10 protein-coding genes and 1 pseudogene are annotated in these 12,835 nt (G+C 63.8%); 2 read left to right on the top strand and 9 right to left on the bottom strand.

All coding sequences use genetic code 11. The annotated features are described in order from the left end of the window. Positions 1-12: 12 nt before the first annotated feature. The 4 genes from QRN70_RS17085 to QRN70_RS17070 all read right to left on the bottom strand — a co-directional run bounded on the left by QRN70_RS17085 (position 13) and on the right by QRN70_RS17070 (position 6,271). Positions 13-1,737, bottom strand: coding sequence for a putative 2-aminoethylphosphonate ABC transporter permease subunit (locus tag QRN70_RS17085; protein ID WP_285419126.1), 1,725 nt, complete (start codon positions 1,735-1,737; stop codon positions 13-15). Beyond that, positions 1,737-2,813 (bottom strand): putative 2-aminoethylphosphonate ABC transporter ATP-binding protein, encoded by a 1,077-nt coding sequence (locus QRN70_RS17080; protein ID WP_285419125.1) that lies wholly within the window; start codon positions 2,811-2,813, stop codon positions 1,737-1,739. Before QRN70_RS17080 ends, QRN70_RS17085 begins: the two co-directional genes overlap by 1 nt. A gap of 256 nt (positions 2,814-3,069) precedes the next feature. Beyond that, positions 3,070-3,933, bottom strand: coding sequence for a LysR family transcriptional regulator (locus tag QRN70_RS17075; protein ID WP_285419369.1), 864 nt, complete (start codon positions 3,931-3,933; stop codon positions 3,070-3,072). Between the two features lie 16 nt (positions 3,934-3,949). Next, positions 3,950-6,271, bottom strand: coding sequence for a heavy metal translocating P-type ATPase (locus tag QRN70_RS17070; protein ID WP_285419124.1), 2,322 nt, complete (start codon positions 6,269-6,271; stop codon positions 3,950-3,952). Between the two features lie 84 nt (positions 6,272-6,355). Between QRN70_RS17070 and cadR the strand changes: the two genes are divergently transcribed. Next, entirely contained in the window at positions 6,356-6,805 is a 450-nt protein-coding gene (gene cadR / locus QRN70_RS17065) for a Cd(II)/Pb(II)-responsive transcriptional regulator (RefSeq protein ID WP_285419123.1), read from the top strand. A gap of 17 nt (positions 6,806-6,822) precedes the next feature. On the opposite strand, the pseudogene QRN70_RS27810 reads toward cadR, so the two are convergent. From QRN70_RS27810 to QRN70_RS17045, 4 genes and pseudogenes are all read right to left on the bottom strand, one after another. Beyond that, positions 6,823-6,912, bottom strand: a pseudogene (locus tag QRN70_RS27810) (metal ABC transporter ATP-binding protein); the annotation flags it as partial. 18 nt (positions 6,913-6,930) lie between these two features. Beyond that, complete coding sequence (locus QRN70_RS17055; protein WP_285419122.1) at positions 6,931-7,902, bottom strand: thymidylate synthase; 972 nt, start codon at positions 7,900-7,902, stop codon at positions 6,931-6,933. A 50-nt stretch (positions 7,903-7,952) separates the two neighbouring features. Beyond that, on the bottom strand, positions 7,953-8,768 hold the full coding sequence (gene lgt, locus QRN70_RS17050) for a prolipoprotein diacylglyceryl transferase (RefSeq protein ID WP_285419121.1): 816 nt from the start codon (positions 8,766-8,768) through the stop codon (positions 7,953-7,955). A gap of 79 nt (positions 8,769-8,847) precedes the next feature. Beyond that, the gene (locus QRN70_RS17045) at positions 8,848-9,630 is read right to left on the bottom strand and encodes a sulfite exporter TauE/SafE family protein (RefSeq protein WP_285419120.1); all 783 of its coding nucleotides are present in this window, start codon (positions 9,628-9,630) and stop codon (positions 8,848-8,850) included. 130 nt (positions 9,631-9,760) lie between these two features. On the opposite strand from QRN70_RS17045, the gene QRN70_RS17040 reads away from it, so the two are divergent. Continuing rightward, positions 9,761-10,507, top strand: coding sequence for an NRDE family protein (locus QRN70_RS17040; RefSeq protein ID WP_285419119.1), 747 nt, complete (start codon positions 9,761-9,763; stop codon positions 10,505-10,507). Positions 10,508-10,555: 48 nt separating this feature from the next. On the opposite strand, the gene ptsP is transcribed toward QRN70_RS17040, so the two are convergent. Then, a complete protein-coding gene (gene ptsP / locus QRN70_RS17035) occupies positions 10,556-12,835 on the bottom strand; it encodes a phosphoenolpyruvate--protein phosphotransferase (protein WP_285419118.1) in 2,280 nt (759 codons plus the stop codon).

Genomic DNA, 12,835 nt, shown 5'->3' with positions numbered 1-12,835 from the left:
GTAAGTCGTCAATCAGTGACCGGGCGCGGTTTGCCGCCAGGCCTGGGAACGGCGCAGCAAGCCGCGCGAGGCCCACGCCAGCAGCACGGACACGCCTGCCGAGGTGAACAGAATCAGGGTCGACATCGCTGCCGCGCCGCCGACGTTGCCGGCGTCGTCCATGTTCAGCACGGCGACTGCCGCGAGGATGGTGTCGGGGCTGTAGAGGAAGATCGCCGCCGACACGGTGGTCATCGCCGAGACGAACAGGTAGCGCACGATGTCCAGCAGCGCCGGCAGGCAGATCGGCACGGTGACGCGCAGGTAATGCCGGTACAACGGCGCCTTGAGCGACAGCGCGGCGGCTTCGAACTCGGCGTCGAGCTGGCGCAGGGCGGTGGTGGCCGTCATCTGCGCGGTGGTCAGATAGTGCGCGATGGTGCAGACGATCAGCAGGGTCATCGTCCCGTACAACACGTGCAGCGGGTTGCCGGTGAGGTTGAAGAAGAAGACGTAACCCAGGCCGAGCACCAGCCCCGGCACTGCCATCGGGATGAAACTGAGCATGCGCAGGGTCAGATTGAGGCCGCGTTGCGTGCGGGTTTTCTCCATCAGGTAGGCGCCGGTGAAAATCAGCACACTGCCGATCAGCGCGGTGCCGACGGCCATCTTCAGGCTGTTGCCATAGGCCAGCCAGCCACCGCCGGCGGTTTCGTTGAACTGGTAGTGATTGAGCGACAGCGACAGGTTGTACGGCCAGAACTTCACCAGCGAGGAGAACACCGCCATGCCGAACACCAGCAACAGCGCGGCGCTGATCAGCAGGACCACCGCCAGGTAACAGGCATCGCGCAGCGCTGACGGCAGCGGTTTGAACACCTGGGCCCGGCCGCTCATGGAATCGCCATGACGGCGACGCAGCCACGCATCCACACCGAAACTGAACAGTGCCGGCAGCAACAGCACCATGCCGATCAATGCACCGCGACCGAATTGCTGCTGGCCGACCACGGCTTTGTAGGCTTCCAGCGCCAGCACCTGATAGTCGCCACCGACCACCACCGGCACACCGAAATCGGTGATGGTCAGGGTAAACACCAGACAGAACGCGGCGAACACGGCATGGCGTGTGGCCGGCCAGGTAATGCTGCGAAACGCCTTGGCCGGACTGGCGCCCATGCTCGACGCAGCGTCGAACAGTCGTGCATCGGCCAGCGACAGGGCCGACAGCAAAATCATCAAGGCGTGTGGGAAGGTGTAGATCACCTCACCCAGAACAATCCCCCAGAAACCGTAGATGTTGTCCGACAGCAGCCCGCGCAACAGGCCCTGATTGCCGAACAGATAGACCAGCGCGATCCCCGGCAGCATCGACGGCGCCATCAGCGGCAACAGGGAAATCCCGCGCCACAGGCCCTTGGCCGGAATCAGCGTGCGTTGCAGGGCGTAGGCAAACAGATAGGCCAGCGGTACGACGATGGCCGCGACACTGAGCGAAACCTTGAGGCTGTTGCCCAGCAGCCAGTGGAAGTTGGCGCTGCTCAGCAGATCCTTCGCGGCAAGCCAGCCACCGCCCTGCCCGGCCTCGCTGCTGAAGCCGCGCCAGAAGATCGCCAGCAACGGCAGCAGCACCGCCACGCCCAGCACCACCAGCCACAAGACTTTGCCGCCGAGGACAAAAATGCGGTCGCCGATTTCGGCGCGGGAGGTCTGCCGGACCTGCTTGTGCGGTAGCGGCAGCGCGAGGTTGCTGTTCATCAGGCGAACACCTGCAGGCTGCGCGGCGGCAACGCGACCATGATCTGTTGGGCGCCGAGGCGCGGCATCGCCTCCGGCGCCAGTTCGGCGAGCAGCGAATGGCCCGGCAACTGCTCGAGTTCAAAGCTCATGCGGCAGCGATTGCCGAGGAACGTGATCTCGCGAACCCGGGCCGGAAAGAGGTTTTCCTCGTGCACCAGCGGGTTGACGTTGATCGCTTCCGGGCGACAGAACAGCCGGCCCGAGGCACCTGGCACGCTGCCCTCGGCCAGGCGCAGGCTCATCCCGCCGACCTGGGCATGACTGGCGCTGCTGCGCTGGAACGGCAGCCAGTTGCCCTGGCCGACGAATTCGGCCACGAACGGCGTGGCCGGACGGTTATAGATTTCCTGCGGCGTGGCGTACTGCTCGACCCGGCCGTTGTTCATCACGGCGATGCGGTCGGCCATCAGCATGGCTTCGTCCTGATTGTGGGTAACCATCAGGGTGGTGATGCCGAGGTTGCGCTGCAGCTGGCGCAGTTCGCCGCACAGATGCTCGCGAACCCGTGCATCGAGGGCCGACATCGGTTCGTCGAGCAGCAACAGCGAAGGTGCCGGTGCCAATGCCCGGGCCAGTGCGACCCGTTGCTGCTGACCGCCGGACAATTGCCCGGGGTACTTTTTCTCACTGCCGCTGAGGCCGACCAGTTCCAGCATCTGACCGACCCGACGGCGTACTTCATCACGACCGCTGCCAGCGAGGCCGTAGGCAATGTTCGCTTCGACCGTCAGATTGGGAAACAGCGCGTAGGACTGAAACAGGATGCCGTAATCGCGGGCCTGCGGGGCGAGGTGCGAGACGTCGCGTTCGCCGAGGTACAGCTCGCCGCTGTCCTGCTTCTCCAGCCCGGCGATGCAGCGCAGCAACGTGGTCTTGCCGCAGCCCGACGGGCCGAGCAGACACACCAGCTCACCGGCCGCGACATCGAGGGAGACGTTATCCAGGGCGGTGAAGGCGCCGAAGCGCTTCTGCACGTTGCGCACTTTCATCGGTGCGCCGGGGTTGGTCAGGGCGGTGGCGATTGCAGGATTCATGGACAGGCCTCATCAAGCTGATGGGGCCCATCCTAGAGTTGTAATGCGTCCGTCATATGGCAACGAGGCAAAAACGGCCGATAGTGGTATTCGGGGATTTTGGTTCAGGGTTCAAGTCATGTGTTGCCTGGTCTGGCCTCATCGCTGGCAAGCCAGCTCCCACAGGGATTTCTGGTGTTTACACAATCTGCGTTCACTGAAGCTCTTTGTGGGAGCTGGCTTGCCAGCGATGAGGCCAGAACGAGCACTGAAGAAATCAGGCCGGGGACATTTCCTGGGCCAACCCGAGGAACGCCGCCGGCAACCGCGCACTTTTGCGTTCCTTGAGGCAGTAGAGGTATTCGGGAATCTGCGGTGCGTTCTCGATGGTCAGCACGCGCAACTGCGGATCATGCGGCACTTCCTGGCGGGCAATGATGCTGATGCCGATGTTGCGCAGCACCGCCTCACGGATCGATTCACGGCTGCCGATCTCCAGCAGCGGGCCGAAACTGACCCCGGCGCTGGCCAGCAACTCCTCGGTCAGCCGCCGGGTGGTCGAGCCGCTTTCCCGCATCAGCAAGGTATGCCCGGCCAACGCGCTCAAAGCCACGTGCTCGTGCGCCGCCAGCGGATGATTGCGGTGCACCGCCAGCACCAGCGGATCACTGCCGAGCACCCGGCGAATCAACCGCGCATCATCGAGCAACTGCGACGACGCCGCGACATCCACTCGGTAATCCTCCAGCGCTTCGAGTACCTGCTGCGAGTTGCCGATTTCCACCGAGACTTCGACCTGCGGCAGACGTTCGCGAAAGGTCTTCACCAGATCGAGGATGTAGTACGGCGCGGTGGCAGCGATGCGCAACGTGCCCTGCACCTGACCGCTGTTGCGCAGGAAGAACTCGATGTCGGCCTCCTGCTGCAACAGCGCCTTGACCATCGGCAGCAGTCGCGCGCCCTCGTCGCTGACACTCAGGCGCCGACCGCCACGGTAGAACAGCTCCACCGAGTACTGGCTTTCCAGATTGCGGATCTGCGTGGTCACGGTCGGCTGGCTGAGGCCGAGCTTCTTCGCCGCCAACGTGATGCTGCCCAGGCGGGCCACCATGTAAAACGCCTTCAGCTCGGCACTCAGCACAACCATCCCTCATCGTTTACTTGCGCAGCAGGCGCAACCCGTTGAACACCACTAGCAGGCTCACGCCCATGTCGGCGAACACCGCCATCCACATGGTGGCGAATCCGGCGAAGGTTACCGCAAGAAAGATCGCTTTGATCACCAGGGCCAGGGCAATGTTCTGCTTGAGGATAGCGGCGGTATCGCGCGACAGCCGGATGAAGGCGGGAATCTTGCGCAGATCGTCGTCCATCAGGGCGACATCGGCGGTTTCAATCGCGGTGTCGGTACCGGCCGCGGCCATGGCGAAACCGATCTCGGCGCGGGCCAGGGCCGGTGCATCGTTGATGCCGTCGCCGACCATGCCCACGCGTCGCCCCTGTGCATACAGATCTTCGATCGCCTGCAGCTTGTCGGTCGGCAGCAAGTCACCCTTGGCCTGGTCAATGCCGACCTGCGCGGCAATCGCCTGGGCGGTGTGCACGTTGTCGCCGGTCAGCATCAGGGTTTTCACCCCGAGTGCATGCAACTGGCGGATCGCTTCACGGCTGGTTTCCTTGACCGTGTCGGCCACGGCGAACAGCGCCAGCGGGCCGGAGCCGTCGAGCAGCAGGACCACGGACTTGCCCTGTTTCTCCAGCGCAAACAGTTTTTCTTCCAGCTGCGGCGAACACAGGCCCAGCTCCTCGACCAGACGATGGTTGCCCAAGTGGTAGGTCTGGCCGTTGATTTCACCTTTGACGCCACGACCGGCCAGCGCAGCGAAGTTATCCACAGTGAGCGTGGCGAGGTTTTTATCCACAGCCGCCGTGGCGATGGCCAGCGATACCGGGTGATCGGAACGCCCGGCCAGCGCAGCGGCTATCGCCGGGGCCGTGGCGTCGGCGGTCGGATCCAGCGCCAGGTAATCGGTCTGTACCGGTTTGCCGTGAGTGAGGGTGCCGGTCTTGTCCAGCGCCAGGTAATCGAGCTTGAACCCGCCCTCCAGGTACACGCCACCCTTGACCAGAATGCCTTTGCGCGCCGCTGCCGCGAGGCCGCTGACGATGGTTACCGGGGTGGAAATCACCAAGGCACACGGGCACGCGACCACCAGCAACACCAGCGCGCGGTAGATCCAGTCGAACCACACCGCGCCCATGAACAGCGGCGGGATGATGGCGACGGCCAATGCCAAGGCAAAGACCACGGGAGTGTAGATTTTCGAGAACTGGTCGACGAAGCGCTGAGTCGGTGCGCGTGCGCCCTGGGCCTGTTCGACGGCATGGATGATGCGCGCCAGGGTCGAATTGTTCGCCGCCGCGCTCACGCTGTATTCCAGCGAACCGGCCTGGTTGATGGTGCCGGCAAAGACTTTGTCGCCGACGGTTTTCTCCACCGGCAGGCTTTCACCGGTGATCGGCGCCTGGTCGAGGGTCGAACTGCCGCTGACCACCACGCCGTCCAGCGCGATGCGCTCACCGGGTTTTACTCGCACGCGGGCGCCGAGTTCGACGCTTTTAACCTCCTGTTCCAGCCAGTTGCCGTCGGCCTGCTGCACCGTGGCCTGCTCGGGCGTCATCTGCATCAGACCGCTGATGGCGTTGCGCGCGCGATCCAGCGAGCGCGCCTCGATCAGTTCGGCCACCGTGAACAGAAACATCACCATCGCCGCTTCCGGCCACTGCCCGATCAATACCGCACCGGTCACCGCGATGCTCATCAGCGCGTTGATGTTGAGGTTGCGGTTCTTCAGGGCGATCCAACCCTTCTTGTAGGTGCCGAGGCCGCCGCTGAGGATCGAGATCAGCGCGATGATCGCCACCACCCAGGTCGGCGCGGCGTTGGTGAAGTGGATCACTTCGGCCGCCAGCGCACCGACACCGGACAGCGCCAGGGGCCACCAGTGTTTTTTCAGCGGCGCCGGGGCCGGGGCTTCGACGCCCGCTTCCAGCGGTTCGGCGTGCATGCCCAGCGACGAGATTGCCGCAGTGATCGGCGCGGTATTCGGCAGGTTATGGGTCACGCCAAGCACGCGGTTGATCAGGTTGAATTCCAGCTGTTGTACGCCGGCGAGTTTGCCGAGCTTGTTCTGGATCAGCGTCTGCTCGGTCGGGCAGTCCATCGCCTCGATGCGAAAACTGCTCAACCGGGCATCGGCACTGGTCTTTTCGCTCAGCTGCACCCGTGCCGGCGTAGCAGCTTGCGACGAGCAGCAGGCCTCTTCGTGCGCATGCACCGGTGCCGCTGCTGCGACGTTCGAGCCGCAGCAGGCATCGCCGCCGTGGGCATGTTTATGCACAGGCTGCAGTTTATGACTGTGCTCGTGGCCGTCGCCCGGCTTGTGGGTGTGGGGGTGGGTGTGCTGGGAATCGCTCATTGGTCGCGTCCATGAAGGTGCCTGTTGCCAAGTAAAGACCCTGTAGCCACTATAGGGTCAAGCACCCATTTGGAGATGGCCGTGATGAAGATCGGCGAACTGGCGAAACTCACCGACTGCGCCGTGGAAACCATCCGCTACTACGAGCGCGAAAACCTCCTGCCGGAACCGGCGCGCAGCGACGGCAACTACCGCGTCTACACCCAGGCCCACGCCGAGCGCCTGACCTTTATCCGCAACTGCCGCACCCTCGACATGACCCTCGAGGAAATCCGCAGCCTGCTGGCCATGCGCGATAGCCCGCAGGATCAGTGTGCAAGCGTCAATACGCTGATCGACGAGCACATCCAGCATGTGAAGGCGCGAATTGACGGGTTGCTGGCCCTGCAGGCGCAACTGCTCGACCTGCGCCAACGCTGCGGCGAGGGGCCGGGGGCGGATCAGTGCGGGATCCTGCAGCGGCTGGAGGTGAGTGGCGGGGTCGTCGCGACGGAAGTGGAGCACTCGCATGTAGGCCGCAGCCACGGCCACTGAGCACACTCTGAAAACGACTGTGGGAGCGAGCTTGCTCGCGAAGACGGCGTGTCAGTCGACATCATCGTTGACTGATACAGCGCTTTCGCGAGCAAGCTCGCTCCCACAGGTTTCTGTGTTGCTCCTTAGACCGCCATCGGCGCGGTCATCGGCGCGTGGTGCTCGTAGCCTTCCAGCGAGAAGTCGCTCGGCTCGACCAGCTCCAGCCACTCCGGCTGGTAGACGCCGGTCTTGGCAAACTCCGGCACGCGATCGGAGATTTTCAGCTTCGGCATGGCGAACGGTTCGCGCTTGAGCTGTTCGTTGAGCATGTCCAGATGGTTCTCGTAGACGTGCGCATCACCGATGAAATAGGTGAACCAGCGCGGCGTGTAGCCGGTCAGGCGACCGATCAGGCTCAGCAACGCCGCGCCCTCGGTGAGGTTGAACGGCGTGCCCAGGCCCAGATCGTTGGAGCGGATGTAGAGGGTCAGGGAGATTTCCTTGGTCTCGACATTCGGGTGGAACTGGTACAGCAGATGACACGGCGGCAGGGCCATTTCATCGAGCTGGGCGCAGTTCCAGCCGTGGAACAGGATCCGCCGGCTGCCCGGGTCCTTGATGATCGTGTCGACGCACTGGCGCACCTGGTCGATGGCCTTGTACAGCACCACGTAGGCCTGGCCGTCTTCTTCGCCCTGGGCGATCTGTTTGTAGCCGTTGCTCAGGGTCTGTTCGATGGCGGCGGTGTTGCTCAGCGGGATCTGCTTGTAGGCCGGCCATTTGCGCCATTGCACGCCGTAGATTTCGCCGAGGTCGTCGTCGCCCTGACGGAACGGGTTGGCCAGCCACTGGGCGTTTTCGTTGGCGTTCTGGTCCCAGACCTTGCAGCCCAGCGCGCGGAATTCAGCAGCGTTGTTGACGCCACGGAGAAAGCCGCACATCTCGCCGATGGCCGATTTGAAGGCCATTTTGCGCGTGGTGATCGCCGGGAAACCTTCCTGCAGGTCAAAGCGCAGCATGGCGCCCGGAAAGCTGATGGTGTTCACGCCCGTACGGTTGGCCTGCTTGGTGCCGTTGTTGATGACGTGCGACACCAGATCGAGATATTGCTTCATGAGTTACCTGTGTCCTTGAGCCCCGGCGAACCGCGCCGGGGTTCGAATATTTAAGCCGTCGGGGCCACCGGTGTCGCCGGGGCACGGTGGTAGGCCAGCCAGATCAGGAACAGCCCGCCGACGATCATCGGTACGCAGAGCACCTGCCCCATGGTCAGCCAGTTCCAGGCCAGATAGCCCAATTGTGCGTCCGGCACGCGGACGAACTCGACGATGAAACGGAAGATCCCGTAGAACAGCGCGAACATGCCCGAAACGGCCATGGTCGGCCGCGGTTTGCGCGAGAACAGCCAGAGGATCAGGAACAGCGCCACGCCTTCCAGCGCAAACTGATACAGCTGCGACGGGTGGCGCGGCAGCTGTGCCGGATCGCTGAACGGCGGGAAGATCATCGCCCACGGCACGTCGGTCGGCTTGCCCCACAGCTCGGCGTTGATGAAGTTGCCGATGCGTCCGGCACCCAGGCCGATCGGCACCATCGGCGCGACGAAGTCCATCAGCTGGAAGAACGACTTGCCATTGCGTTTGCCGAACCACACGGCAGCCAGCATCACGCCGATGAAGCCACCGTGGAACGACATGCCGCCCTTCCACACTTCGAAAATCAGCGTCGGGTTGGCGATGTAGGCACTCAGGTCATAAAACAGCACGTAGCCCAGCCGCCCGCCGACGATCACCCCCATCGACAGCCAGAACACCAGGTCGGAGAGTTTCTCCTTGGTCCAGGTCGGGTCGAAGCGGTTGAGCCGGCGCGACGCCAGCAGCCATGCACCGCCGATACCGACCAGGTACATCAGGCCGTACCAATGGATTTTCAGCGGACCGATGGCCAGGGCCACCGGGTCGATCTGCGGGTAAGGCAGCATTGCGACTCCTCGTTAGAGTTGAAAGCAGAATTCCCGGGGGACGCTGCCACCTCAGGATTAAGCCAGGATTGCGGCGCGCTCAGAGCAGAAAACTCAGCCCCACGCAAAACAGCAAAGCGGCGAACAGTCTTTTCAGCAACTTCGGCGACAGCCGATGCGCCAGGCGCGCGCCGAGACGGGCGAAGACCATGCTGGTCAACGCGATGCCCAGCAGCGCCGGCAAATACACAAAACCGAGACTATGGGCCGGCAGCAACGGATCATGCCAGCCCAGAATCATGAAACTTGCGGCACTGGCCACGGCGATCGGCAGGCCGCAGGCCGACGACGTCGCCACCGCCTGCTGCATCGGCACGCTGCGCCAGGTCAGGAACGGCACAGTCAGCGAGCCGCCGCCAATGCCGAAAATCGCCGAGGCCCAGCCAATCACGCCGCCGGCCACGGTCAGACCGAATTTGCCCGGCACCGTTCGACTGGCCTTGGGCTTGAAATCCAGGGCCAGCTGCACGGCGATCACCAGGGCGAACACACCAATGATCTTCTGCAGGTTGGGGCCGGAGATCGCCTCGGCGGTGAGCGCGCCGAAACCGGCGCCGATCAGGATGCCCACGGTCATCCAGACAAAGATCGGCCAGCGCACTGCGCCGCGGCGATGGTGTTCACGCACGGCGTTGACCGAGGTGAAGATGATCGTCGCCAGCGACGTGCCGACCGCCAGGTGGGTCAGGATCGACTGATCGAAGCCCTGCAAGGTAAAACTGAATACCAGTACCGGGACGATGATGATCCCGCCACCCACCCCGAACAACCCAGCCAGCACACCTGCGCAGGCTCCCAGCGCCAGATAGAGCAGAAATTCCATGACTGTCTCCCAGACGCGTCCCCAAAACCGGAGCGGCATGGTAACGGATGGATGGCCTTGCGCTCCACTGGCGATGGATGCACGGCCGATGTCTGCGTAAAGTGGGCAGAAAACGCACAAGGACTACCTTATGTGTCTCATCGTTTTCGCCTGGCGGCCGGGGCATGCCCAGCCGCTGATCGTCGCGGCCAACCGTGACGAGTTCTACGCCCGGCCCAGCCTGCCGCTGGCCCAGTGGCCGCATGCGCCGCATGTCCACGCCGGCCGCGACCTCGAGGCCGGTGGCACCTGGCTTGGCCTCGGCAGTCACGGCCGCTTTGCCGCGCTGACCAACATCCGCGATCCAGGCCAGCCCCCGGCGCGCCGCTCGCGCGGCGAACTGGTGGCGGGGTTTCTGACCGGCAGCCTGTCGATCGACGACTATTTGACCGACGTTGTTGCCCGTTCCGCGGAATATGCCGGTTTCAACCTGTTGCTCGGCAACGCCCACGAACTGTGGCACTTCAATGCCCGGGATGCGGAAGCGGTGATGCTGCAACCGGGAATCTATGGTTTGTCCAACGCCGGACTGGACACGCCATGGCCGAAGCTGCTCAAGGCCAAGGCAGCGCTGCAGGCGGCGCTGGACGATCCGCAGCCGGCGCGGCTGCTGGCGTTTTTGCACGACGCACAGCCGGCACCGACCGCCGAACTGCCGGATACCGGCGTTGGCCTGGCCACCGAGGCGCTGCTGTCGAGTGTGTTCATTGCCAGCCAGAGCTACGGCACGCGGGCCAGCACCGCGTTGATCGTGCAGGCGGACGGTTCGCGCCGGATGGTCGAGCGCAGTTTCGGCCCGTACGGCGGGCATCTGGGCGAGGTGGAAATCAATACCTGAACCCGTGGTCGAGGGCGCTGGCTCCCTCAACCACGGGCACGGGAGATTTCAGGCGGGTTTGGCCGCAGCCGGATTGACCATCCGCGACAAGCCAAGGTTCTTCAGCGCCAGTTGCAGCGAGCTGTGGATAACCTGCGGGTTGTCGATGGTCATCAGTTCCGCCAGCAGGTCCTTGGCCTTGCTCAGGTTGATCTGGCGCAGCATCCATTTCACCTTCGGCAAGTTGGTGGCGTTCATCGACAGGCTGTCGAAGCCCATTGCCATCAACAACACCGCCGCGGCCGGATCACCGGCCATCTCGCCACAGATGCTCACAGGCTTGCCTTCGGCGTGGGCGTCGCGCACCACGGTTTGCAGGGCTTGCAGCACCGCCGGGTGCAGGTAGTCGTAGAGGTCGGCGACCCGCGGGTTGTTACGGTCCACGGCCAGCAGGTACTGGGTCAGGTCGTTGGAGCCGACCGAGAGGAAATCCACCTGCCGCGCCAGTTCCTTGGTCTGGTACACCGCCGCCGGAATCTCGATCATTACCCCGATCGGCGGCATCGGCACGTCGGTGCCTTCGTCGCGCACTTCGCCCCAGGCACGGTGGATCAGGTGCAGCGCTTCTTCGAGCTCGTGGGTGCCGGATATCATCGGCAGCAGGATCCGCAGGTTGTTCAGGCCTTCGCTGGCCTTGAGCATCGCGCGGGTCTGCACCAGGAAGATTTCCGGGTGATCGAGGGTCACGCGAATCCCGCGCCAACCGAGGAACGGGTTGTCTTCCTTGATCGGGAAGTACGACAGCGACTTGTCGCCGCCGATGTCCAGGCTGCGCATGGTCACCGGTTGCGGATGGAACGCGGCGAGCTGTTCGCGGTAGATCGCCAGCTGTTCCTTCTCACTCGGGAAGCGCTGGTTGATCATGAACGGCACTTCGGTGCGGTACAGGCCGACACCCTCGGCGCCGCGCTTCTGCGCCCGCGCCACGTCCGCCAGCAGACCGGTGTTGACCCACAACGGCATGCGGTGGCCATCGAGGGTCACGCATGGCAGATCACGCAGGGTGTCGAGGCCCAGCGCCAGTTGTTTCTCTTCTTCGACCACTTCGGCGAACTGCTTGATCAGCACTTCGCTTGGGTTGGTGTAGATTTCGCCCTTGAGCCCGTCGACGATCATCGGAATGCCATCGACCTTGGCGTATGGCAAGTCGACTACACCCATCACCGTCGGGATACCCATGGCCCGGGCCAGGATCGCGACGTGGGAGTTACCCGAACCGAGTACCGACACCAGACCGACCAGCGTGCCTTCCGGCACTTCGCCGAGCATCGCCGGGGTCAGCTCTTCGCTGACCAGAATGGTCTTTTCCGGGTAAACCAGGTTCTGCTGACGCTCTTCCTGCAGGTAGGCGAGCAGGCGTCGGCCCAGGTCCTTGACGTCCGACGCCCGCTCACGCAGGTACTCGTCGTCCATCAAATCGAAACGGTTGACGTGATCGGTCACGACCTGACGCAACGCGCCCTGGGCCCACTGCCCGGTCTTGATCACGTTGGTGATTTCGCTGCCCAGCGAGGCGTCGTCGAGCATCATCAGGTAGACGTCGAACAGCGCGCGCTCTTCCGGACGCAGCTGGGTCGCCAATTTCGCCGACAACGCGCGCATGTCGGCGCGTACGCCTTCGATGGCGGTCTTGAACAGCGCCAGCTCGGCGTCGATGTCGGTAATGGTCTTGTCCGGCACCACGTCGAGGTCCGCCGGTGGCAGCATGACCACCGCGGTACCGACCGCCGCCCCCGGCGAACCCGGCACGCCGACGAACTTGGCTTCCTGGATGCCCTTGCCCTGACGGCCCAGGCCACGGATCGAGCCGGTGGCCTCGGCATGCGCGATAACCCCGGCGAGCTGCGCGCTCATGGTCACCAGGAAGGCTTCCTCACCTTCGTCGAACTGGCGGCGTTCTTTCTGCTGGATGACCAACACGCCGACGACGCGGCGGTGGTGAATGATCGGCGCCCCGAGGAACGAGGCGTAGCGCTCCTCGCCGGTCTCGGCGAAGTAGCGGTAGCGCGGGTGATCCGCGGCGTTTTCGAGGTTCAGGGGTTCTTCACGCGTGCCGACCAGGCCGACCAGACCTTCGTTGGGTGCCATGCTGACCTTGCCGATCGAGCGCTTGTTCAAGCCCTCGGTGGCCATCAGGACGAAGCGGTTGGTCTCGGGATCAAGCAGGTAGACCGAGCAGACCTGGCTGCCCATGGCCTCTTTGACGCGCAACACAATAATCCCCAACGCCGCCTTGAGATCCTTGGCGGAGTTAACTTCCTGGACGATCTTGCGCAGCGTATTGAGCAT

Source organism: Pseudomonas sp. efr-133-TYG-5 (genome assembly GCF_030209175.1).
In the GTDB taxonomy this organism is placed as follows: Bacteria; Pseudomonadota; Gammaproteobacteria; order Pseudomonadales; family Pseudomonadaceae; genus Aquipseudomonas.
The sequence above is the reverse complement of the archived record's forward strand: the minus strand, read 5'-3'. Positions and strand labels throughout refer to the sequence as shown.

Coding starts and splice junctions, on each gene's coding strand:
- QRN70_RS17045 (WP_285419120.1), bottom strand. CDS start 9,630: ATGGAATTTCTGCTCTATCTGGCGCTGGGAGCCTGCGCAGGTGTGCTG.
- QRN70_RS17080 (WP_285419125.1), bottom strand. CDS start 2,813: ATGAATCCTGCAATCGCCACCGCCCTGACCAACCCCGGCGCACCGATG.
- QRN70_RS17040 (WP_285419119.1), top strand. CDS start 9,761: ATGTGTCTCATCGTTTTCGCCTGGCGGCCGGGGCATGCCCAGCCGCTG.
- cadR (WP_285419123.1), top strand. CDS start 6,356: ATGAAGATCGGCGAACTGGCGAAACTCACCGACTGCGCCGTGGAAACC.
- QRN70_RS17055 (WP_285419122.1), bottom strand. CDS start 7,902: ATGAAGCAATATCTCGATCTGGTGTCGCACGTCATCAACAACGGCACC.
- ptsP (WP_285419118.1), bottom strand. CDS start 12,835: ATGCTCAATACGCTGCGCAAGATCGTCCAGGAAGTTAACTCCGCCAAG.
- lgt (WP_285419121.1), bottom strand. CDS start 8,768: ATGCTGCCTTACCCGCAGATCGACCCGGTGGCCCTGGCCATCGGTCCG.
- QRN70_RS17085 (WP_285419126.1), bottom strand. CDS start 1,737: ATGAACAGCAACCTCGCGCTGCCGCTACCGCACAAGCAGGTCCGGCAG.
- QRN70_RS17070 (WP_285419124.1), bottom strand. CDS start 6,271: ATGAGCGATTCCCAGCACACCCACCCCCACACCCACAAGCCGGGCGAC.